General features: G+C 62.5%; 21 protein-coding genes and 1 tRNA gene. 9 read left to right on the top strand and 13 right to left on the bottom strand.

Going from position 1 to position 21,074, the window contains the following annotated elements; translation table 11 throughout:
• Positions 1-42 precede the first annotated feature (42 nt).
• Complete coding sequence (locus JRN21_03535) at positions 43-1,047, top strand: M24 family metallopeptidase (GenBank protein ID MDG6988379.1); 1,005 nt, start codon at positions 43-45, stop codon at positions 1,045-1,047.
• On the opposite strand, the gene JRN21_03530 is transcribed toward JRN21_03535, so the two are convergent.
• Together JRN21_03530 and JRN21_03525 are read right to left on the bottom strand one after the other, a co-directional pair.
• Positions 1,034-1,960: a hypothetical protein gene (locus JRN21_03530; protein ID MDG6988378.1), complete on the bottom strand. Its 927-nt coding sequence runs from the start codon at positions 1,958-1,960 to the stop codon at positions 1,034-1,036. The two genes, JRN21_03535 and JRN21_03530, sit on opposite strands and share 14 nt — an antisense overlap.
• On the bottom strand, positions 1,950-2,744 hold the full coding sequence (locus tag JRN21_03525) for a hypothetical protein (protein MDG6988377.1): 795 nt from the start codon (positions 2,742-2,744) through the stop codon (positions 1,950-1,952). The genes JRN21_03530 and JRN21_03525 overlap by 11 nt, the downstream gene beginning before the upstream one ends.
• A gap of 134 nt (positions 2,745-2,878) precedes the next feature.
• Here JRN21_03525 and JRN21_03520 point away from each other — a divergent pair, with 134 nt between their 5' ends.
• Positions 2,879-3,658, top strand: coding sequence for a hypothetical protein (locus JRN21_03520; protein MDG6988376.1), 780 nt, complete (start codon positions 2,879-2,881; stop codon positions 3,656-3,658).
• 27 nt (positions 3,659-3,685) lie between these two features.
• Here the strand turns inward: JRN21_03520 and JRN21_03515 are convergent, their stop codons facing one another.
• From JRN21_03515 to JRN21_03495, 5 genes are all read right to left on the bottom strand, one after another.
• Positions 3,686-5,791 (bottom strand): 4Fe-4S binding protein, encoded by a 2,106-nt coding sequence (locus JRN21_03515; protein ID MDG6988375.1) that lies wholly within the window; start codon positions 5,789-5,791, stop codon positions 3,686-3,688.
• 65 nt (positions 5,792-5,856) lie between these two features.
• Complete coding sequence (locus tag JRN21_03510) at positions 5,857-6,708, bottom strand: hypothetical protein (GenBank protein MDG6988374.1); 852 nt, start codon at positions 6,706-6,708, stop codon at positions 5,857-5,859.
• A 43-nt stretch (positions 6,709-6,751) separates the two neighbouring features.
• Positions 6,752-7,369 carry a hypothetical protein gene (locus JRN21_03505; GenBank protein MDG6988373.1) on the bottom strand — a complete coding sequence of 206 codons (618 nt, stop codon included), beginning with the start codon at positions 7,367-7,369 and terminating at the stop codon, positions 6,752-6,754.
• A gap of 140 nt (positions 7,370-7,509) precedes the next feature.
• A complete protein-coding gene (locus tag JRN21_03500; protein ID MDG6988372.1) occupies positions 7,510-7,917 on the bottom strand; it encodes a hypothetical protein in 408 nt (135 codons plus the stop codon).
• A 92-nt stretch (positions 7,918-8,009) separates the two neighbouring features.
• Entirely contained in the window at positions 8,010-8,891 is an 882-nt protein-coding gene (locus JRN21_03495) for a hypothetical protein (GenBank protein ID MDG6988371.1), read from the bottom strand.
• Positions 8,892-9,074: 183 nt separating this feature from the next.
• Between JRN21_03495 and JRN21_03490 the strand changes: the two genes are divergently transcribed.
• The 3 genes from JRN21_03490 to JRN21_03480 all read left to right on the top strand — a co-directional run bounded on the left by JRN21_03490 (position 9,075) and on the right by JRN21_03480 (position 10,687).
• Positions 9,075-9,359 carry a hypothetical protein gene (locus tag JRN21_03490; protein MDG6988370.1) on the top strand — a complete coding sequence of 95 codons (285 nt, stop codon included), beginning with the start codon at positions 9,075-9,077 and terminating at the stop codon, positions 9,357-9,359.
• On the top strand, positions 9,337-9,654 hold the full coding sequence (locus tag JRN21_03485; GenBank protein MDG6988369.1) for a hypothetical protein: 318 nt from the start codon (positions 9,337-9,339) through the stop codon (positions 9,652-9,654). The genes JRN21_03490 and JRN21_03485 overlap by 23 nt, the downstream gene beginning before the upstream one ends.
• 178 nt (positions 9,655-9,832) lie before the next feature.
• The gene (locus JRN21_03480) at positions 9,833-10,687 is read left to right on the top strand and encodes a hypothetical protein (GenBank protein ID MDG6988368.1); all 855 of its coding nucleotides are present in this window, start codon (positions 9,833-9,835) and stop codon (positions 10,685-10,687) included.
• A 310-nt stretch (positions 10,688-10,997) separates the two neighbouring features.
• Here the strand turns inward: JRN21_03480 and JRN21_03475 are convergent, their stop codons facing one another.
• On the bottom strand, positions 10,998-11,531 hold the full coding sequence (locus tag JRN21_03475; protein MDG6988367.1) for a hypothetical protein: 534 nt from the start codon (positions 11,529-11,531) through the stop codon (positions 10,998-11,000).
• Positions 11,532-12,561: 1,030 nt separating this feature from the next.
• Positions 12,562-12,727 (bottom strand) — tRNA-Arg (locus JRN21_03470).
• 306 nt (positions 12,728-13,033) lie between these two features.
• Here JRN21_03470 and JRN21_03465 point away from each other — a divergent pair.
• The gene (locus JRN21_03465; protein ID MDG6988366.1) at positions 13,034-13,846 is read left to right on the top strand and encodes a hypothetical protein; all 813 of its coding nucleotides are present in this window, start codon (positions 13,034-13,036) and stop codon (positions 13,844-13,846) included.
• A gap of 180 nt (positions 13,847-14,026) precedes the next feature.
• Here the strand turns inward: JRN21_03465 and JRN21_03460 are convergent, their stop codons facing one another.
• The 4 genes from JRN21_03460 to JRN21_03445 are packed head-to-tail and all read right to left on the bottom strand — an operon-like array spanning position 14,027 to position 19,062.
• Positions 14,027-14,710 carry a uracil-DNA glycosylase gene (locus JRN21_03460; GenBank protein MDG6988365.1) on the bottom strand — a complete coding sequence of 228 codons (684 nt, stop codon included), beginning with the start codon at positions 14,708-14,710 and terminating at the stop codon, positions 14,027-14,029.
• Complete coding sequence (gene lysS, locus JRN21_03455) at positions 14,707-16,302, bottom strand: lysine--tRNA ligase (protein MDG6988364.1); 1,596 nt, start codon at positions 16,300-16,302, stop codon at positions 14,707-14,709. The genes JRN21_03460 and lysS overlap by 4 nt, the downstream gene beginning before the upstream one ends.
• Positions 16,303-16,343: 41 nt before the next feature.
• Positions 16,344-18,542 carry a CDC48 family AAA ATPase gene (locus tag JRN21_03450; protein MDG6988363.1) on the bottom strand — a complete coding sequence of 733 codons (2,199 nt, stop codon included), beginning with the start codon at positions 18,540-18,542 and terminating at the stop codon, positions 16,344-16,346.
• Positions 18,543-18,555: 13 nt separating this feature from the next.
• Positions 18,556-19,062: a hypothetical protein gene (locus tag JRN21_03445; protein MDG6988362.1), complete on the bottom strand. Its 507-nt coding sequence runs from the start codon at positions 19,060-19,062 to the stop codon at positions 18,556-18,558.
• Positions 19,063-19,129: 67 nt separating this feature from the next.
• Here JRN21_03445 and JRN21_03440 point away from each other — a divergent pair, with 67 nt between their 5' ends.
• From JRN21_03440 to JRN21_03430, 3 genes are read left to right on the top strand one after another with little or no spacing between them, the layout of a single operon-like run.
• Positions 19,130-19,729, top strand: a complete 600-nt coding sequence (locus JRN21_03440; protein ID MDG6988361.1) for a helix-turn-helix transcriptional regulator — start codon at positions 19,130-19,132, stop codon at positions 19,727-19,729.
• A complete protein-coding gene (gene surE, locus JRN21_03435) occupies positions 19,722-20,552 on the top strand; it encodes a 5'/3'-nucleotidase SurE (protein MDG6988360.1) in 831 nt (276 codons plus the stop codon). Before JRN21_03440 ends, surE begins: the two co-directional genes overlap by 8 nt.
• A 9-nt stretch (positions 20,553-20,561) precedes the next feature.
• A complete protein-coding gene (locus JRN21_03430) occupies positions 20,562-21,071 on the top strand; it encodes a hypothetical protein (GenBank protein ID MDG6988359.1) in 510 nt (169 codons plus the stop codon).
• Positions 21,072-21,074 lie beyond the last annotated feature (3 nt).

Genomic DNA, 21,074 nt, shown 5'->3' with positions numbered 1-21,074 from the left:
ATGTTGACGGTTTACGCCCAAAGGCGCAAAAGGCTGCTTTCTATGGCAAAAGGGAAGCAGGTAGCGGCTTTTACCGCTCCCAATCTTTTCTATCTGACGGACTTCTTCGGGGGAGGCGCCGGGGTAGTCCATCAGGACAAAACGGTCGTAGTCACCACCCCCCTGGAGGCAGACAGGGCGGGCGAGGTGTGCAAGGAAGCTGAGATCGTGGTCGTGAAACGCTGGAAGGACATAGCGAAGGAGGTCTCCCGCCGGCTCGAGAAGGAGAAGGTCGTCACGGACGCTGAGCAGGAGGGGCTGAAGGGGGGAGTCGAACCGGACCCGCAGCTCTTCCTCGAAGCGAGGAGGGCCAAGGACGAGCTGGAGCTCGAGAGGATAAAGAGGGCCTGCGCCAAGACGGACAAGGCGTTCAGAGCCGTGGAGCAGACGCTGAGGCCAGGGAAGACAGAGTGGGAGGTGGCGGCCGAGGTGATGAGGGTCGCGACCGAAGAGGGGATGACCCCTTCGAACTCCGACTCTTCGCTCGGCCCTGTGATCGTCGCATCCGGCCCGCACGGGGCCTACGGCCACTCGGAGCTCTCCGAGAGGAAGGTCAAGGCAGGAGACTTCGTGGTAACCGACCTTTTCTTCAGGTACGAGGGGTACAACTCCGACGAGACCAGGACCTTCGCCGTGGGGACGGTCAGCCCGGAGATGAAGAAGAACTACGCGATAGTCAGGGAGGCGCAGCAGGCGGCCATAGACGCGGTCAGGGACGGGACCGAATGCGGGAGCGTCAGCCAGGCAGCGGTGGAGGTCCTCCAAGAGCACGGGCTCGCGAAGTACCTGAACCACAGCGTCGGGCACGGGGTCGGGATAGACATCCACGAGATGCCCGGGATATTCAAGGGGAGCAAGGTGAAGCTCGTGAAGAACGACGTCATCACGGACGAGCCCGGGGTCTACTTCGTAGGCAAGTACGGGATCAGGATCGAGGACACCCTCAGGGTTGACGGGAAGCCCGAGCTGTTCACGAAGTACACGAAGGACCTGGTCACCTGCGGCTAGCCTTCAGAACCTCCGCTCGCCTTCTCCCCACCCCGAACTCGTCCACGCGGATGTCGGGGGAGAGTGAACGGAGCGCCGAAGCGACCCTCCCGCTTCTTCCGTCGAAGACGAGGCTGTGGACGGAGTAGCCTATCATGTTCTGGCTGGCGTACTCTGCCCCTGCGGCCTTCGCCGTGGAGATCATCTTCACGACTTCAGGGGACTCGAGGCCGAGGCGGCGGGAGAACTTCTCCCCCTCCGACGCCAGGTTTCCGAGGGCGGGGTCGGACCTGAAGGACCTGAGGGCGTCCCGGCCGAGGGCGTTTATGCGGTCGCTCACAGACTTCGAGGAGAGGGCGTCCCGCTTGTCGAAGGGGGCGAGGAACCCAGTCACTATCCTGAGCCCCTTCGGGACCTTCACGCGGAGGAACTCCGACTTCCCCGGCTCTCCCGGGACCGTTATCGCCCCCGCGCCCGCCCCGTCATAGATGACTGAGACGGTGCCTAGTCCGGTCCGCTCTTCGACCTCGGCCCTGTAGGCATAGGAGGCGAGGACGTCTTTCCCCTTGGCGATGCCAGCCGCCGCCGCGACCGCATAGACTGCGGACGTCGCCGCCGCCGCGCTGGCGCCGAACCCTCCCCCGATGGGGGTGTCCGAGGTCTGATCCAGCTCCACGGATATCCCCGGCGCCGCTTCCGAGAGCAGCGCCTTCGCCGCCCTCCTCGTGGTGCGCGCGTCGTACCCTGGGTCGCCGTTCACGACCGTCGCCACCCTTCCGCCGTCGTCCCTTGCCAGGACCCTGGTCGTGGTCCCCTTCGACAGGATGTATCCGCCCCCCGTCGCGCCGGCCGAGCCGCCGCGAGGGTGATAGCTTATCTCGAAGAAGTTGGTTATCGCCGAAGGAGCGAAGGCCTCAGACCGGCTAACCCGCACCCTTTGCCGCCCCCAGCCTCCGCCCCGCCAGGAAGCTCGTCAGGGGACCGAATATGACGACGATGACTGCCGCGATGGCGAAGTAGGTCGCCATCCCCGGCCAGTAGCCCAGAGCGGAGGGGGCGAAGAAGAATATGGCCCCGCCCAGGGCGACGAAGAGGAGAGAGAACACCAGCGATATGGTCACCTGCCGCCTTCCAACCCCCGACCAGTCGGGGGAGTAGCGGAGGACCTTCGAACGGCCTATCACGGGCCCCGTGGCGCGTACGAGTATCGGGACGCCGATCAGGATGGCGGGTATAGCGGTCATGTCCCAGAAGATCGTGAACCCGAGGATGTCTATCGCCTGGGGGAGCGGGGCCAGCCACCAGAGTAGCGCTGCGGCCATGAAGTTCCCGAAGGTCAAGAACCCGACGGACGCGGCGACGAAGGAGGACCACGACCTATACCTCCTTACGAAAAGGGCGATCAGGAGGGTGGCGACGAAGTTGGCAGGCGCGCCCACCGTGAGCGCGAAGAACGGAGTGGTCGCCCCCAACGGGACGAGGAACAGGACGTCCCCGAGGAAAGACCCGATCGCAGCTCCGAAGGCGGCCGGGAGAGGGTCGGCAGTCACAGCGAAGAAGACAGGCACGAACGCGGCGATGAAGAGCTCGCCTAGCCCCCAGGGCGTTCGGATGTAGGCCGTGACGCCCTTGGCCACCGCAAAGAGGGCCGCGGAGATCGCTATCACAGTGACCTGGACTGTGGGGCTCGCCCGGGGAGCCTGCAACTGCCCGCTCACGGACATGACTTGTTCTCCTCCATATTTCAGCTTAGTCTATAGTAACTCTAAATCCATCTATACATTCGGAAGGAGGCGCCTCGGGCGCGGCCCCCGCGAAGGATTTAACCTGCGGAGCCAGAGGAACAGTTCAGATGCAGAAGACATACCTCGTGGGCGTTTCGGCGGTGCTGATGGCCGCCGGGGTTTTCATATCGTTCTACGCCTACTTCACCCCGCCCGCTGTGCTGAACCCCTATCAGGCCGCCGGGTCCGCCGTCTTCTGGGGAGGGGCTTTCCTCTTCGGAGCGCTCTTGCTGTCGGGCCAGTTCAGGGCAGGAGGGAGGTACGTCAGGACGAAGACCGGCGCGGTCATAGGGGCCGTGTACTTCACCGCCCACCTGCTGCTGTACGGGTTCCTCCTGGAGTGGATTCTGGTGGAGGCATACAGGATCTCGCCGTTCGTGTCCTCGTCGTTCGCCTTCGTGACGACCGACGTCCTCTACCCGGCTACGCTCGCGAACGTGCTGCTTGCTGACGCGTTCAGCCCGAGCATCGCCCTCCAGTTTCCCCCCATCTACGGGGCCTCGCTGTCGCTCTTCGCCATCTTCATGGCGGTCGTGATCGACATCCTAGTCCTGGCCAACGTGGCGAAAGTGAAAGAGATCGGAGCGGGCTCCTGGCTGGCGAAGTCGAGGGCGTACGCGGCGATGCCCCTCGCCGGGATCGTCCTCGGGGCCTCCTGTTGCATGTCGCTCCCGGCTCTGCTCAGCCTCGTCTCGCCTTCGCTGGCGGATGCGGCCAGCTCCTCCTGGGCGTTCTATGTAGCCTACTTCGTCTTCCCCCTGCTCGCCGTCGTCGTGTTGAAGCTCAACTTCGACCTCGCTTCGAGGATCGCTGCGACCGTAAGGTCGGCGCCGGCCCCGAAGGGGTGACTCCCGCGGACGGCGGAGGCACCTTCCCTACGGTTCGCCCGCGGGCACGCCCTGGAGGGCCCGCACCCGCACAAGCGAGAGGTCAGCGGCGCGCTGGCCCTTCTTCCGCCTTCCCAGGCGGAGCCAGTGCCTCACGTCGAAGAAGTACTCGTTTTCGTACGGGCAGGCGCTCACGCAGTCCCCGACCCCGATGCACTTCAGGCTCTTGAACTCCCCCTTGGCCATGAAGCTCCCGGGGAGGTCTGTGAGCCCCACCGGGCAGGCCTTGGCGCAGTCCTTGGTCTCGCAGGTCACGCACACCCCCGGGTCCCTCACTTTGAGCCTGAAGAAGCCCAGCCTCCCCACGAGCTGGTTGAAGGTCCCCCAGTGGCACCACCCCATGCTCACGCACGCGTAGGTCCCGACGAACGGGACTGTGACGAAGATGACGTACCAGAGGACCCCGAAGTAGAACAGGTAGAGGAGGTACGCCGGGTCGGACCCGAAGACGGTTAGATTCGCCGCCCCGACCGAGTCGAGGTAGGAGACCGCTGCCGCTGCGATGAGGGAGACCCACACGAGGGAGAAGGTCGCCTTGTACGCCCCTGAGAGCCTGCTGGTGAGCATCTTCCTCCCAATCCGGGAGGTCCGGTTGAATGTCTTCATCGAGTCGTAGAAGGTCCCCTGATACATCAGGGCGGCCGTGCAGAACATGGAGCAGACCTGCCGGGAGCCGAAGAGGAAGGAGAGAGAGCCGGAGATTAAGTAGGTGCCGGCCAGGGCGGCGATTGTCGCGGGCGCGACCGCCCCCGCCGTCCCTATCCCCATACTCCACCCCACGAAGGGGACCCTCGGGAGGAGGGAACCCGGGATCAAGAAGCCGGGGAGGAGGACCGCATACACGGAGTAGGCGGCTACGACGAGGCAGAGCCTGACCCTGGTTTCGAGCTCCCTGACCTCCCTGATCCTGAAGACGACGAGAGCCCCCATCTCCGCGCCCATCATCACCAGGAACCAGGGGGACAGACTCACGATGCCGAAGAAGACCATGGCGTCGTATGCTGCCGCTCCCAGTGCCGACAGCCCAGCGCCTGCCACCGGGACCAGCCCCATGGACGCGACGAACGCCTGGGGACCGTACACCTGGGCGTCGAGGAGGGCCCCCATGAAGAACTCCCCCACGAAGAGGGCCGAGAGAAGCCCGAGGACCCACCAGGGGTCAGACTGCCACCGCCACGAAGACTTGTCCCTCTTCCCGCCCACCACCAGGTCCAGGTAGACCGCCATCTCCAGGACGATAGACAGGGCGAAGAGGGCCTCAGAGGCCGTCAGCCTCCAGACGAAGAGCCCTGCCATCATGAGGGCGTAGGCTCCCACGAGCTTCAGCAGGTAGCCGGCAACCGCCTTCTCCGCCAGCGTGTTCCTCGCCAGGTGCTCGAAGGCGAAGATGAAAAGGACGATCATCACTGCGCTCCCTCCGAACACGCTGACGGCGGCCCAGGCTGGGTCAGCGATGGCGGTGGGAGAAAGGAACATCACGAGGGACTGCATCCCCACCAGATAGAGGAAGGTGTGGCCGAGCTCCTTCCGGATGAAGTAGGCGGTCAGCGCCATCTCCAAGGACATGGTGAAGAGGAACCAGTATGACCCCACGACGGACGAGAACACCGCCAGGGGGGTCCCGTTCCCGAGCGAAAGGGGCCCGGAGGAGGCCAGCTCGAAGGCCCACCCCATGAAGAACTCGTTCAGCAGGGCCAGACCGATGACGAGCGCCTCGACCAGCGCGTCCCTGTAGCGGAGGCCCGCGCCCGCGGGCGGAGGGACGGAGGGGCCCGCCTCCCCACCCTGGCCTGCTTCCTGGTCGGCCAGCAGGGTCCTGAACATCACGAAGACGAATGGGAGTGCCCCCGCCCCCATCACGAGCATGTTCGCGACCACCAGGCCGATGAGGAGGTTGAGCGAGGGCGAGTAGAAGTAGACGACAGCGCTCACCACCATCGACAGCATCATCACCAGCAGGAAGACCACGAAGGGGATCATGAGCGACCCCCTGACCCTGAAGTGCTGGACCGTCCACTTGAGCGCGTAGGACGTGATGACGCCCATGGAGGCGGCGAGCCCCCACATGACCAGTTCGACCAGGGTTACGCTCAAGGCAGTCCCTCACCGTCTGCGCAGAAGGTCGAGACGGGTGGCATGGGGTCGGGCACTCTCCAGGACTAGTGCAACAGGGCGGCGGCGTAGAGCAAGAGGAACCCGGCCAGCAGGGCGACGAAGACCCCCGTCCCGAGGTGCGACGGGCCCCGCTCGCGAAAGTCCGGGAGGATCGGCTCGAAAAGCCTCAGCAGGGCATAGAACGCAGCGGTCACCCCGAAGGCGAAGAAGTACGTGGTGTTGAATGTCACGTAGTAGCCGACGATTGCCCCGACCACAGACGGGCCTGCGAAGAGCGCCCCCAGCAGCGGGAGCTGCCACCACCTCTCCTTCTCCGCTCCTTCCGCCCTCGAGACGTACGCGGTGTAGAGCACCGCGATGACCGACGCCTCGAGGAACTTGTGGATGGGGTACGAAGCCAGGGCGGCGACGTCCCCGTAGGTGGCGATCAAGGCCTGCCAGAGGCCGACCGACACGACCGGTCCCGACGAGACAGGGGAGACCGCGACCCACCCCTCTCCGAGCCCGTGGATCCCCATCACCGCCGCGACGGCCACGGGGATCAGGAAGGGGAGCCTCTGCACGTTCGCGGCGCCCCTTGCGGACCGCGGCTCTCCAGGGACAGCGAACCTGTCGAAGACCGCGAGGACGACGAAGCCCAGGACGAAGGCGCCGATGAGCGCGGCGTGGCCGACCCCGCCGAAGAGGCTCAGAGGATAGACGGAGCAGCAGTAGGCGTCGAGGAAGGCCGCGTCCCCCATGGTGTCCAGGAGGAACCAGAGGGCGAGGCCGGCGCCGGCCGCCGCCAGGTACCTCAGCGGGACCCGCTTCAGGGACGGGACCAGGTAGAGGGCGGCGAAGGCAGGGATCAGGGTAGCCAGGGCGAAGCTCGGGACTATGGTCGCGGGAGGTATCAACCAGGTCCCTCCGTCACAGCGGCTTTGAAGGGCTGGCTGGCCGTCACCCGGTGACCACCAGGTAGCCGTTCTGCATCCGGGAGTGTATCGAACAGAAGATGCTGCAGTAGATCCTGAAAGTCCCCACCTCTGTGGCGGTGAAAGTGACGTCATAGGACCCTCCGGGCTGGATTGCGTTCAGAGAGCGAGCCTCAGAGTCGTAGTATGTAATCTGGAAGCCGTGAGCTTCGTTGGGCGCGCAGTTGATCACGTGTATGGAGACGGTCTGGTTCTGCTTCACGTATAACACCGGCCAGTGGGCTGTGATCGGGACGTTGGCGCTGCCATTCATCCCCGCGTACGGGCTAGCCGGGTCCGTCTCGATTATGAGAAAATAGACGTGGCTCCCGGACCCGCCATAGGTCACGTTCTCGACCCTGACGGGGCTGCTGGCAACCGAGCTGCAGGTGGCGTTCATGAGCGCCAGGCTCCCTGGCCCCCCCGCCGAGACGGTCCCCGCTCCGCCCTGGCCGCTGGTGGAAGGCTGACCGCCGAACCCCCCTGCGTAGACCACCAAGACCGCTCCGGCTGCCGCGATGGCCACGACGGCAACTGCGAGGGCGGTCGTCCGTCTCGAAGTGCCCCTGCCCGGGGGCGCAGGGGTCGGGCGGACTTCGCTCAATTCCGCCGCTCGCGCGCCGCGGCTCCCGTTTAGGGTTTGCGAACGCGGACGAAGGACGCTCTTCGGCGGCGCGGCCGAAGCGCATTGCTCCCTTCGAAGGGGCCGCCGGGAGGGCTCTCGGATGCTTCGCTCTTCTTTTCCTATCCAAGCCCTTTCAGTAGCGCCATATTCATACCCGTCAACAGCGACACCACCAGGAGGACCAGCGCCACGGCGAGGTACAGGTTGACGTTCTTCGGGTTCGTCGTCTGTCTGCCGCTGATGAACCCCAGATAGATGCCCGCAGCTCCCAGGGCTATGACGAGCGCGTCGACGAAGGCCTCCGGGATGGTTTCCCCTGTGAAGCTGGGATAGGGGATGTAGGTCTGGTTCGGCAACGGGTTGACCAGGGCGTCGATGAACCCGGCCATCAGCGTCACTATGACCAGGAGGTAGAGGGCCTGGACCAGGCCGCCGCTCTCGGTCACCTTCGCCCCGTAGTCGACGACAGAGTCTTTGACAGCCACGATGGTCCTTGTGTATGCCGACTCCAGCGTTTCGCGAAGCATCGAATCGCCCCGAAGGATTGTGCGAGTCTCCGGGCGGTTGTATAAACCGGGAATAGCTACGTTATGTTACCTACAATCCTCTACAATATTAGTCATTTCCGCGGGATCTCTCTCGCGTCGGCCCAGAGATGCTCGAAGAACATCCGGAACGCCTCAGAAAGCTTGGGGTCATCGAAGACGATGTAGCTGTCTTCGAGTGCGTCGAGGGACTGGGAAGCCTCGTCGAACTTGGCGCCGAGCATTGTCACCTTCCCGTCCACGAGGGTGAACCTCAGGCGGACACCGTCCATGTGCTTCAGCTGGACTACCTTGGAGAGGCGGCGGGCGTAGCTCCTGTTCTTCGGGCCGACTTCGCAAATCATCCGCACCGAAACACCCCTGGCCTTCGCTCGGGCGTATTCAGCATCTACCCCGGCGAGGAACGTCCGGACCACGCCCCCCGGAGACACGATCCGGAGTATCTCTTTGTCCGCACGCCTGGCCAGGCGGGCTATCTCGTTGTAGTAGTTCCTCCTCCCTCGCACGAACCTATAGATCCCCTCGCCGCGCCCTCTGCCTTCCCGTCCGGACTGGGGCGATGCCCCGGCGTCCCCCAGCCGTTCCAGCCTCGTAAAGACGTCTCTGGATTCCTTTCTGAAGGACGCAAGCGCCTCCTCCTGCCGGTGCACGAGCACCGTCGAAGCGACCCGGGGCTCGACTGCGCCGTACCTCTTGGGGCGGTCCAGATAGGTCTCCAGCAGCCCCGTCTCCTCCAGGTCCCGGAGCTTCCTGTATACCTCGACCCTGTGTAGCCCTGTCTCCTTCGATATGGTCCTGACCGGGGAGGGGCCGTTGGCCAGAAGGTGGACGTAGACCCGGGCTTCGTTCAGGGTCAGGCCGCAGGAGAGGAGCTCGACGGAGAGCTCACGGAGGACCCCGGGGTCCGTCCATCTTCTGGCAGCGTCTCCACTGGGAGGAGCGAGTCCCTTCGGCAGCCAGTCTCACCGGGTCCGGGCCCCTTGCGGCCTGAGCGACGTCTGGGGCCTGGCCCGCTGGCCAGAAGTCGGTACCGCAAGGCGGCTGATATCTTGGCGATTTCCCGAGGGATTGGTCCGCAATTGTAGGTAACAAGGCGTAGCTATTCCCGGTTTATACACCTGACTGGCCGGACCGACCAGATGGCATTCGCAGGAAAGATCGGCCAGCCAGCCTTCGTCTTCGTCATCGGGATGGCGGTCCTCGCAGGGTCAGGCAGCCTGGTAGCAGCGTCGGTGATGCTTGGGATCCCCGCGCTCTTCTATCCCGCCTTCCCTTTTGGGGTGGCCGGCCTCGTGGTCGCGGCCATCGGCCTGGCAAAGGACGGCAGGAGCGGGAGGGGAGGAGTTTCCGTCCAGTCTCAGGGTCTGGTCCCCGCGATAGGAGGGATAAGGAGCAGCCGCGATGAAGCTCGCAGGCATCGGTAGTAGTACCGCGCAGCCCATTAAGGCTAGAGAGGCGTCCCAAGGGGACGGTTCCCCGGACTCGGACAGCACCCCCGCCAATGGGTCCGGTCGGGAGGCATCGATCGCCTCGCGCTTGCCTGTCTATCTGGTGGTCGTGATATTCACCGTCCTGATGTACTACTTCTTCGCAAGGGACGGCCCCCAGTACGCGGTCCTGTCGGTGGTGGCAGGCGCCTTCTTCGGATACGTGATGTATCACTTCGACATAGAGTACCAGAGCTGGCGAAGGGAGACCGCCACGGCGTCTTTCAGCTAGGGCTTAGGGCGGGCCCGGAGGGACTTGCCCAATCCAAGGGTCGAATGCCCTTTGCAGAGCCACCTTGCTATTCGGTATAATACAGTGGCCAACATCTGCCTCTACTTCGCGTTGGATTATACCCCAAAGCAACGATCCCAAAAACCATTTAACTCAGCCAGCCCGTCTCAAACCGAACATGAAATATCTTCGTTTGATTCCACTCCTAGCAATCCTCACGCTCGCAGTCGTTCCAGCGGCTACCGCCCAGGTTGCCAGTGTACCGAACTACAGGATCTCCAACACGCTCTCCCTCAACTGGTCTGGCTATGCTGTGAACATCACCGGCGTCACTTCCGTGTCGGGGACCTTTACAGTCCCCACGGTCAGCGGCCCGAGCTCAGTCGGCGGGTCCCCTACTGATGTCAGCGTCTGGGTCGGCATCGACGGATACTCGACCGGAACCGTGGAACAGACGGGCATCTCCGGGAGCTACGGTGCCAGTGGCGCGACCTACTATGCCTGGTGGGAGATGTACCCCCGAGTGTCCATGACCATCCACTCCATGACCATCTCGGCAGGTGACAGCATCACAGCCAGCGTCGCCTACAACGGCGGCGGGAGCTTCACCCTCTCGATTGCTGACAACACTAACGGCCAGGCCTTCTCGACCACAGTCAGCGCACCTGTGAACGGTCCCGACGCTGCCCAGCGCGGCTCTGCCGAATGGATAGTAGAGCGCGCGGCTACAATTTCCAATGGGTACCTCACCATCCTCCCCTTAGCCACCTTCGACTCGACAACCTTCACCCACGCCTCTTTCGCAACTACGGCAGGTTCGTCGTCGCTACAAGACGCCATCGCCGTTTACCCGGCGTGCGGGCCCTCGCCTTCGTTCGCTCCCTGCTACGACCAGATAACGATGGTCTCGGTCAACTCGGACGGGAGCCTTACGAACCTTGTCTCGGTCACGACGGCTTCCTCGAATTCGTTCACCGTCTCATGGCTTGCCAACGGCACCCCTTTCCCCATACCAGGAGTCTACCGTCACTAGATCGACCAAATCGGGGGGCACCGTCCCCCGACCCCCAGATTTTTTGGATTCGGTCCGGGGTTGCCGAGTAACTCAGAAAACGCTCTGTTGTCCAGATGATACGTATTTTGAGCTTATTTCTCGTGCGAGCCCGGAGAGGCCCGGACCGATTATAGGTTCGAATCCAGGTTGGGATTAGATTCTGATTCCACAAGGTCCCTGGGCCGTTCTGGTAGGTACGCGCAAATCTTGTCGGCGACCCGATTTCCGTCCTGTCAAAGTTTTCCAGAGGTAGCGTCAATAACCAGGGACGCGACGAGACGTCGAGATGCTAGATTGTTAGCATCTCGTCTACATAATCTCTGACGCCGCTGTAGTAGGCGGCACCCCAGATCGGTGTCTTCTTGTAGTAATGTAGTTTCCCATCGTCGCCTGAAATCAACACTCGAAAGTCGATTGCATTCCACCTTTTCTCCGGTTGGTCGCTTTCGATCCAGTCCTTGACCTCATTCCCTGCGGCCTCGGCGACAACGGCGGCGACCACAAGCGTAGTGCGGGCGCGCTGCGAAGCGCGTGCGCCAGTCTGCCGCCTGTTTGCAGTTGCGAAGCCGAAATCCGTGGCCAGAGACGAGAACTGCTGCACAGACTCCGGAGTCGGGTCAGAGACACAGGACAACACGAACGTCCTTGTGAACCAGCCGAACTTCGAAATCTCTCTTCTGGTTCTCGTTGCAATGAGGTCGACCTTGAACGGTATGGAAGGTATGGCAATTTCCCGCTGGACCGAATAGCCTTCATCCAGCAGCCTGTCCGCAATCCTACTGACGTATGCCTTGCTCCACGGCGCCCCAGCTGGGGGAGCCATCGGGTTGGGGCTTGGGACAACATTCGTCTGGCTGCAATAAACGCACTTCACGGTGGCTGCATACGCCGGAGCTGTGACCGGGGCCCCACAATGCGCGCAGCGGAAGGTGAATGATTGGGGGTTCGTCGTCGGCGTCGGGAGTGGCCTCCGGGGCTGGCTTCGCAGCTTCAATCCGAGTCCTACTACCAGGACGATGGTCACGAAGAATCCCCCGATGACCACGAATGACCCAGCGACGTACGGCACCGACGAGACGCAAGCGGACCCGGGAGGAGCAGCTGGACATGTGGCCGCCAACACAATGAAAGCCGCGCCAGTGACTATCGCCGAAAGCAGCGCAAGCCTTCCCAGCAATCTTTCAGGCCTGCGCATCTGGAATTGATTAACCTTGGGCTTCCAGTTTGCCAGAGCCTGCAGGAGCCGCGGTCGGAGTCTCGGCTCTCGGACGTGGGACTACGTTTCTCGCTCCACAATATGGACAGTTCAGGTTGAGGACGCCTTCACCTGCGTTGTTAGGCGCCCCACAATGAGGGCAGTTGAAGGTCATGGGCGGGAGAAAGACACTCGGGCCTGATGTCGCCCGCTCTAGACTGCTCTTCCAGGCGATGCCGTAACCAACGACTGACACGCATGCAACGACGAGGAACATAAAGAAGGCAGCAGACGTCATCTCGTACTGGGCAGTGTATACGCACGATGCGGATTGGGCCGGACACATGGCGATGAGCGCTGCGAAGCTCGTAATGACGAGCGCCGCCGACAGCGCGACCGCTTTACCCAGCAACAACCGCTTAGGGCGAACTCCGGGTCATTAATCTTGGTTGGTCGCACAGAGGCATGAACCCCATAAATGACGAAAATGGTTGCTATATCCAAACTGACGAGTTGGGCCCGAGCTAAACGGCCACGGGCGGCCAACAAACCCACCTTAGCACTGGATGATATCCGGCTGCCCCATGATCGCTCCTCGGCTCCAAGCCAGAATCGAACTCCATCCGGCAAACTGAGCCCATAAAAGGTTGTTTCATAGCGGGCCCGGAGGGATTCGAACCCTCGGTCTCTGGTCGCAGTCTCCAGCTTCGCAGGCTTGCGCACCCGGAATGTTTGACGCCCTGATCCGTGTTTGGGGCAACCATGGACATCCCTGTCCACGGGATTCCCCTCGCCGGATTGGTTGGAGTCTAGGCTACGGGCCCGAGCGGGCGTTCCCAATCCGATTCTATAACCTTTCAACTCCAAATCGGCCATGAATGCATAGGGCGCGATAAGCGGCGATAGATTTGTGAACGCCTTTCGCCACTGACAAAAGGCAAGAAGCGTTCGAGTTAAGCGCCTTCCCCCACGTGCGACTCATAGCCAAGATAAGTGCTCTTAGCCGAATTGGGCCGGAAAGGAACCACACGCCGATGATAAAGCACGAATCGTGCTCTTCGGGAGAGATTTTCGCCAAGGTTAATTACGATATCACACTTATATCTTCGTGCTTCAGCTAATGCTGCGCCATGATGCGGAAAACAGCAGTGGCATCGATGGCTGTCCTTCTCGCCGTTCTCTTCACGGCTCCTGCATTCGCACAAGCGCCAACACCTTCGACCGTCGTAATGACGAACACGCCCTACAACAACGTCTTTCTCTGGTTCGGCCTGAACTACTTCAGCGACAACGTGCCCTTCGGAACGTGGTCCAACTGTCCCTACGGCTCGACCCTGACCTCGACGGCTACCTGTTCGTCCACGGCCCTGACCAACGCAGGCTGGGACTCTAACGACGTCGGCTACATAGGCAACTGTGGAAGCGGATTCAGTTCGTGGTGCCTGGTAGAAGACCACAACGAGCTCTCCATGAACGCGTCTTTCATCGAACCGCTACTTTGCGCTGCGACTACCTCCAACTCTTGTTTCAGTTCACCACCACCTTACGCCAGCGGTCAGATAACATTCCACAAAGAGTCAGGGAACACCTGGGTTGCTGTATCATCGCAGGCGAACAGATTTGTCCTCTCGCTCACTCCGGGAGGCACCCCATACTCCTACAACTACGAAAGCGGAATTCTGAGATTCAGTGGACCAACTCCAAGTCAAAACACCTTTGTAAGCGGAACCATCTACCAGTGGTCTTACCTCACTCCTGCGGCATACAGTACCTATCAGGCCTATCTACCCAATGCAGTGTACGTTCCGAGCATGCACATGTATCTTGACCTCGTAAGCGTAATCTCACTGTCGGGAACAGCACTGACTTCGGCCCAGTTGTCATCACTGATACTGAGCACACCTTACCTCGGACAGTCACCATTCCCTTCGGGTTTCACATAGACTTGTCAGAGGGGTCGTCGACCCTTCTCTCCTCCATTTTTTCGATGGTCGAACTGGGTCAGCGAGCAGATGACCCACGATGCGGGCAGGTACAGCTCCCCGCGTGCGGACCAGGAGAATGCCGACCTTTTCCAAGTCCGGGCTAGGCTGCGGGCCCGAGCCCCGGTCGAAGGGGCCAATTCATATGCTCAGATCTTTCCTTATCACCCTCAGGACTCTGACCAGCATCCCCTGCGTGAGCTTACCCGTGTTGGTGTTCCTGGGGCTCGGATGGTAGGATGCGTAAAGGGTGGGCGACCCGGCGAGACGATAGACTCCCCCGTGCACGAACTTCGCACCCCTAGCGTCCGCCCCTGACCTCGCAAGGTGGGAGAGGTATGCCCGGAACGCCATGGACCCCAGCGCGAGCACCCCCTCGAGGTTCTTCATCAGGGCGACCTCCTGGTCCAGGAAGGGGGAACAGTTGGCGAACTCTTCTGCTGTCGGCTTGTCCCCCGGAGGGGCGCATTTTACCGCGGCAGTGAGGTAGCACCCCCGGTAGACCAGCCCGTCCTCGGCAGACTCTGACCTGGGCTGGTTGGCGAACCCCGTCGCGTGGAGGGCCCTGACGAGGAAGGCACTCGACGCGTCCCCCGTCCAGATCCGTCCCGTCCTCGCCCCTCCGTGCTGGGCGGGGGCCAACCCGAGCACCAGGAGCCTGCCGTCGACGTCGCCGAACCCTGGGACGGGCTTCCGCCAGTACCGCTGGCCCGCGAACGACGCCCTCGGCTCGATCCCTTCCCTGTACCTGACCAGCCGGGGGCATCGCCTGCAGGAGACTATCCTCGCCCTCAGAGCTTCGCGGTCCTGACCGCCCGGCCTCATTTCCCGGCGGCTTCCAGGAGGATCCTGCTCACTTCTTCCTTCCCTGCGTCCATGACGTACGGGCCCAGCCTCGGCCCCCTGTCGGATCCCAGGAGGATGGAGTACACCGCCGGGAAGAACTCCCCGGGCTTCACCCCGTTCCTCTTCGCGGAGTCGAAGGCCGCGTTCTGCACCGCGTCGGCGTCTGCCAGCCCGCCGAGAGAGGATGCGAAGTCCCTGACTGCCCTCTTTGCCGCGTCCCCCAGCTGGGGGACTTCGACCGCCGCCTTCCCTTCCCTCCTCTGCCACTTGTTCGCCCAGTCTATCTTCGCCGAAAGCTCTGGGGTCCCGGAGCTCACCATCCCGTAGGACGTGAGCCTCTTCACCACGAACCCTTCCACCCCTCCCTGAGGCGCTACAGAGGCCAGCTGGGCGAGGAGCCTGTAGGGGACGTGGACCCCTTCCGCCTTCGGGACATTGAGGAACATGGTGTATTCGTACAGCCCCCTCAGCCGTGCGTCCTTCATCTGGTTGGGGTCTTTCTTCTTCGAGAAGTAGTACGCCTCCAGGTCGTCGAACTCGTCCATGTAGACCGGCACGTCGGCCACGGATATGTTCCTGGCCCCCACGATCCTCTTGTACATCAGGAGCCTGAGGCTCGCCGGGGACGCGTACTCCATCCACTCGACCGGGGTGACCAAGTTCCCCTTCGACTTCGACATCTTCTTCCCCGACTTGTCCTGGAAGAGCTCGTACCTGGCGTGGTAGGGGGGAGGGTAGGAGAGGATGTTCTCCGCCACCCAGTCGTTGATCTTCACGGAGTCTGTGAGCTCCTTACCGTAAGCCTCGAACCGGATCCCGAAGGCGGCCCACCGGGCCGCGAACTCGACCTTCCACATCAGCTTCCCGTTCCCGTCCGACACCTTCACGTCCCCTTCGTGGCCGCAGCCGTCGACGTGCTTCTCCCCCAGCTCGGTCCCCTCGCAGACGTAGTGTATCATGTCAGTCGAAGGGTCGTACGACTTCGCCTGGGTGACGTAGATGCGACCACAGTCCTTGCAGACCGGGGTGTATGGTAGGGACTCTTTGTACTTCGACTGGCCGACCAACGCGTTGATTTTCTCGCCTATCTCCTTGGACCGGGCGAGTATCGTCCGGATCTGGTCGTTGAGGACCCCCGCCTTGTACGCCTCCGCCCCGCTCTGGAACCTATACTCCACCCCGACCTTGTCGAGTGACTCCCTGAGCAGCGAGCCCACGTGCTCGGCGTAGGAACCGTGGCACCCGAACGGGTCGGGGATCCGCGACACCGGATGGGAGATGTAGTCCTTCAGCCATGTGGGAAACCCCGCGGGGACCTTCCGGAGCCCGTCGAAGTCGTCTGAGTACGCGATGAGCTCTGACCTGTGGCCGAGGGTCTCCAGGGCGAGCCTCACCCCGTAGCTCCTGATCGCGTCCCCCACGCTCCCGATGTGAGGGAGCCCGGACGCCCCCAGCCCGCTCTCCACCCTGACCATGGAGAGAGACCGCCCCAGCTTCTTCTCTCGCTCCGCCGTCTCCTGGGCGACCTTGTCGAGCCAGGTGCCCCGCCCGATTACCGCTCCATCCTCCAAGCTTCGGGGCAGGCTGTCGCCGTGGAGTAATTAGGCTTCGCTCACCGGTAGTAGGGGACCGCGACCTTCTCCATCGGCTTCCCCTCCCTCGACTGGCGGACCTTCTTTATCGCGTCGACGAAGTGCTCCATCGACACGATGGCTTCGTCTACGTGCTTCTTGGCGTCGTCGGGCTTCGGGTACTTCGACACGAACCCCTGGAGGACTATGGAGACGGCGGTGTTGGTGAGGGAAGCCATGTCGGCCCCGCTGAACCCCTCGGTCAGATCCACCACCCTGTCCAGGTCCACGTCCTTGCCGATGGGGACCCCCTTCGTGTGTATCTTGAGGATCTCCTTCCTCGCCGGCTTGTCCGGCAGGGGTATCTGGATCAGCTTGTCGAACCTGCCTGCCCTGAGGAGCGCCGAGTCGACTATGTCGATCCTGTTGGTGGCCGCGAGGACCACCACCCCCTGGAGGCTCTGGACGCCGTCGAGCTCGGTAAGGAGCTGGCTCACCACCCTCTCGGTGACCATGCTGTCCCCTCCCATCCCCCTCGTAGGGGCGAGGGCGTCGATCTCGTCGAAGAAGATGACGCACGGGGACGCCTGCCTGGCCCTGCGGAAGACCTCCCTTATCCCGCGCTCCGACTCGCCGACCCACTTGCTCAGGAGCTCGGGCCCCCTTACGCTGATGAAGTTCGCTTCGCTCTCGGTGGCGACCGCCTTCGCCAGCAGCGTCTTCCCGGTCCCGGACGGGCCGTAGAGCATTATGCCCTTCGGCATGCTGTACCCGATCTTGTCGTAGAGGTCGGGGTACTTCAGGGGCCACTCGACTGCCTCCTGGAGCTCCTTCTTGACCCCCTCGAGCCCTCCTATGTCAGCCCACTTTACGTCGGGGGTCTCCAGGTAGACCTCCCTCATGGCCGAGGGCATCACGTCCTTCAGGGCGTCCTCGAAGTCCGCCATCGTCACTATGAGCTTGTCCAGCGTCTCCGGGCTGAGCCTGTCCTCCTCCAGCTTGATCTCCGGCAGGTTCCTCCTGAGGGTCTTCATGGCCGCCTCCTTGCACAGGTACTCGAGGTCCGCGCCGACGAACCCGTGGGTGACCCCGGCCAGCTTCTCCAGGTCGACGATCTTCTCCACGGCCCCGTGCTTGTCGTCGTTCTGGGCGAGCGGCATGTGCCTGGTGTGTATCTGGAGTATCTCCAGCCTCCCCTTCTTGTCGGGGACCTTGATCTCGATCTCCCTGTCGAACCTTCCGGGTCTCCTGAGCGCCGGGTCTATGGCGTTAGGGCGGTTGGTCGCGGCGATCACGATTACCTTCCCCCTCGCCTCCAGTCCGTCCATCAGTGAAAGGAGTTGGCTGACTACCCGCCTCTCCACCTCCCCCGTCACTTCCTCTCTCTTGGGCGCGATCGAGTCTATCTCGTCGATGAATATGATCGTCGGAGCCTTCTCCTTGGCTTCCTTGAAGATCTCGCGAAGTCTTGCTTCGGACTCCCCGTAGAACTTACTCATTATCTCCGGGCCGCTTATCGGGATGAAGTGCGCGTTGCTTTCTGTGGCGACCGCCTTCGCCAGCAGCGTCTTCCCGGTCCCCGGGGGACCGTAGAGGAGGATCCCCTTCGGCGCCTCGACCCCGAGCTTCTCGAATATCTCCGGGTGCCTCAGAGGGAGCTCTATCATCTCCCTCACCTTCTGTATCTCGTCCTTCAGCCCGCCGATGTCTTCGTATGTGACCTGGGGGACCCCTCGAAGGGCCTCTCCCTTTTCCGAAATCACGAAGACGGTCCTCTGAGTGATCAGAGCGGCGTCCGCGACCGGGCTCACTCCGACGACCTGGAAGGTCAGCCTTCCTCCGAAGTATGGTATCATGATGTTGTCCCCCTTCGTCACCGGGACGCTCTCCAGGGCGTCAGCCAGGTACCGCTCGTCGATTGGCGGAACGGCTTCGAGAGGCGCGACCACCACCTTCTCGGCAGGCGGCGCCTTCACCTTCTTCACGACCACCACGTCCCCGATGGCTACCCCCGCGTTGTTCCTGATGAGCCCGTCGATCCTGACGATCCCCCTCCCTTCGTCAGACGGGTACAACGGGAGGCACTTCGCGACCGTCCTCCTCTTCCCTTTGATCTCGATGACGTCCCCGGTCGAGGCGTCCAGCGCGTCCATGGCGTCATAGTCAATCCTGGCGACACCGCGGCCGACGTCCCTGGTGTATGCCTCGAGGACCTTTAGCTGGACCTGCTGCTGACTCACTCCGCTTCCACTCTCAGACAATGTTTACCCTCTTGAAGTCCTTATTATCCTTGTCTTTCAATGAGAACGAAATTTCCAGAACCCCGTTCCTGTATTCTGCTTTCCCTGACTCCGGCCGCACCTTTGCCCTGAACGACAACTCGGCCCGGTAGCGCCTATCTCCCCGCTCCGCAGTGATGATCGCCGACGCCTCCCCCGCCTCGGCCTTGATGTCCCCCTTTTCGACGCCAGGCATTTCGAATATCGCCTTGAGTACGCCGTTCTTTTCGTCGACGGTCTGCTCGTTTATGGGGGACCTGAAGCCGTCTCGTCGGATGGGGCTGTCCCCGAAGACCTGGACCGAGGGCCTCTGGCCAGGACCCATGTTAAAGGAGAAGCCCGCGACGAAGGGCTTGCCGGGCTCGCCTCTTCCGAAGATGCTCTTCTTGACCGTCTCCTCTATGTCCTTCTCGAAGTCCTCGAAGTACCTCTCGAGCTCGTCCATCATGTCTCTCAGGTCGCGCCTTTTGTCTTCGCTCACATTAGTTCACGTTGTGTTAATTACGGTCTTGTTAACCCTTTAATAAACCATTTCCTTCTAAGGGCCGTTGGACCCTGACGCCCTCGGCGAAGTCCTGTCGTCAAGGGCAAGGCTGACCATCGAAAGCGCCGTCTCCGTCCGTCCCAGGACGCTGGGAGAGCTCTCGCACCTCACGGGCATCTCCGTCCAGGGGGTGCTGAGGCACCTGAAGATACTGAGAAAAATCGGGATAGTGGAAGAGGTGGCCCTCAAGCCCAGGACTCCCAAAGCCAGGAGGGCGTACGTCGCGAAGGCCTTCACGGTCGGGGACTACTCGTCAGGAGAGCTCGTCGTGGTGAAGTCGACGGACAGGGTGCCCTCCCCGCCCGGTCAGAGGGGAGCAGAGAGTCTGGAAGACCTGTCAGGGGACCTGATAGTCCAGAGGAGGAGGGTCCGTGAGCAGGCGAGGAGGCTCGGGAGGATGATCGACGTCCTGGTCTCCGACCAGCAGGCGCTGCTAGACGGGATCGATAGGAAGAAGCTCAAGAGCCAGGAGAAGCTGATCCTGACCGTCCTCCTCACCGAGGAGACGGCCGAAGACGGGATGAGGGCCATGGCACGGTACTACGGACTGACGGACAGAAGGGCTTTAGAGAGCGCCCTGACGAAGGCGAGACGAGATGGCTGAACAGAGGAAGCTCGTTATGGTGACGAACGACGACAGCGTCCAGAGCAACGGCATCGTCGAGCTCGCCCGGGCGGCGGCGAAACACGCGGAAGCGATAATCGTCGCCCCGGAGCAGCCCCAGAGCGCGACTGCGCTCAGCCTGACCTTCCACAAGCCTCTCCGGGTCGGGAGGGTGAGGAGGGACAACTTCGAGTGCTACGCTGTCTCCGGCTCGCCGGGAGACTCGGTGATGGTGGGGGTCAACAAGATCCTCCCGAGGCGCCCGGACCTCGTGGTCTCGGGGATAAACATCGGCGACAATGACACGTTCCAGGACGTGCTGGCGTCGGGGACCGTGGCCGCCGCCCTGGAAGCGGCGATAACCGGGATACCGGCCATAGCGTTCTCGATGGAGGTGAGCGGGGAGAGCCTGTTCGCCCTCGAGTACGACCAGCCCGACTTCACCAATGCGGGGGTCATAGCGTCGGAGATAATCGGGGACGTCCTCGAGCACGGGATGCCTGAAGGGGCGGACGTCCTGAACGTGAACTTCCCGCGCAGGGTCATGCCGTCTACCCCGATCAAGCTGACCGACCTAGGCAGGAGGAAGTACACCGACAAGGTGATGGTGAGGAAGGACCCGAGGGGGAGGGCCTACTACTGGCTCTTCGGGGAGCGGCTCTCCGAGTTCCCCGAGAAGTCGGACGCCGAAGCGGTCCTGGTCAAGAAGCACGTCTCGATCACGCCGATGGCCCTGAAGATGTCTGCCCCCATATCGAAGGACCTTTCGCTGCTGAGAGAGAGGGTGGAGCAGAAGCTCCGGAAGCCCCGTCGCCAGCGTTAGGGGGCCCTGATGCAGAACGAAGGGCGGGACCATCCCGCCTGGAAGAGCGTAGTCGCCGAGATGAGGGTCGTCACTTTATCCGCTCCCCTCCAGGCCCTCGTCCCGATGCTCGCGATCCCCTCCCTCTCGAAGAGCACCAGGGGGCTGACGCTCATCCCTGGCAGCGGGGGGAAGCTGGTCGGCGCCCTGCTCTTGGCGGCGGCCGGCGTCCTGGGGTTCCTACTCTACGAGTCGGTGGGGCCGGTCGCAGCCGCGCTTTCCGTCTGGTTCGTGGGGTCGGCCGGTGGGGCGTCCCTCGCCGCGTCAATGAAGCCGACAGCGTTCGTGAAGCCCATATGCGTGAGGTGCAGGCTCCTGCCGGTGATCAAGGAGCACGAAGCGATCCACCTGACAGGGGTCGTGAGCGAGAAAGCCGTCTGGGACTCGATGAAGTCCAGGCACAGCGCGGAGAGCCTTGGCCTGAGGGGCGACCCCGCCATCTGCTCTTTCTGCCCCATCCCGAAGAGGCTCGCGGAGTGAGAG

The organism is Nitrososphaerota archaeon, assembly GCA_029785825.1.
Lineage (GTDB): Archaea > Thermoproteota > Nitrososphaeria > Nitrososphaerales > Gagatemarchaeaceae > UBA183.
This window is presented reverse-complemented; position numbering and strand designations above follow the sequence as displayed.

Excerpts from the sequence above, each read along its gene's own strand:
- surE (MDG6988360.1), top strand. The coding sequence starts at position 19,722 with ATGGCTGAACAGAGGAAGCTCGTTATGGTGACGAACGACGACAGCGTC.
- JRN21_03490 (MDG6988370.1), top strand. The coding sequence starts at position 9,075 with ATGGCATTCGCAGGAAAGATCGGCCAGCCAGCCTTCGTCTTCGTCATC.
- JRN21_03485 (MDG6988369.1), top strand. The coding sequence starts at position 9,337 with ATGAAGCTCGCAGGCATCGGTAGTAGTACCGCGCAGCCCATTAAGGCT.
- JRN21_03475 (MDG6988367.1), bottom strand. The coding sequence starts at position 11,531 with ATGGCTCCCCCAGCTGGGGCGCCGTGGAGCAAGGCATACGTCAGTAGG.
- JRN21_03520 (MDG6988376.1), top strand. The coding sequence starts at position 2,879 with ATGCAGAAGACATACCTCGTGGGCGTTTCGGCGGTGCTGATGGCCGCC.
- JRN21_03500 (MDG6988372.1), bottom strand. The coding sequence starts at position 7,917 with ATGCTTCGCGAAACGCTGGAGTCGGCATACACAAGGACCATCGTGGCT.
- JRN21_03460 (MDG6988365.1), bottom strand. The coding sequence starts at position 14,710 with ATGAGGCCGGGCGGTCAGGACCGCGAAGCTCTGAGGGCGAGGATAGTC.
- JRN21_03480 (MDG6988368.1), top strand. The coding sequence starts at position 9,833 with ATGAAATATCTTCGTTTGATTCCACTCCTAGCAATCCTCACGCTCGCA.
- JRN21_03535 (MDG6988379.1), top strand. The coding sequence starts at position 43 with ATGGCAAAAGGGAAGCAGGTAGCGGCTTTTACCGCTCCCAATCTTTTC.
- JRN21_03430 (MDG6988359.1), top strand. The coding sequence starts at position 20,562 with ATGCAGAACGAAGGGCGGGACCATCCCGCCTGGAAGAGCGTAGTCGCC.
- JRN21_03465 (MDG6988366.1), top strand. The coding sequence starts at position 13,034 with ATGATGCGGAAAACAGCAGTGGCATCGATGGCTGTCCTTCTCGCCGTT.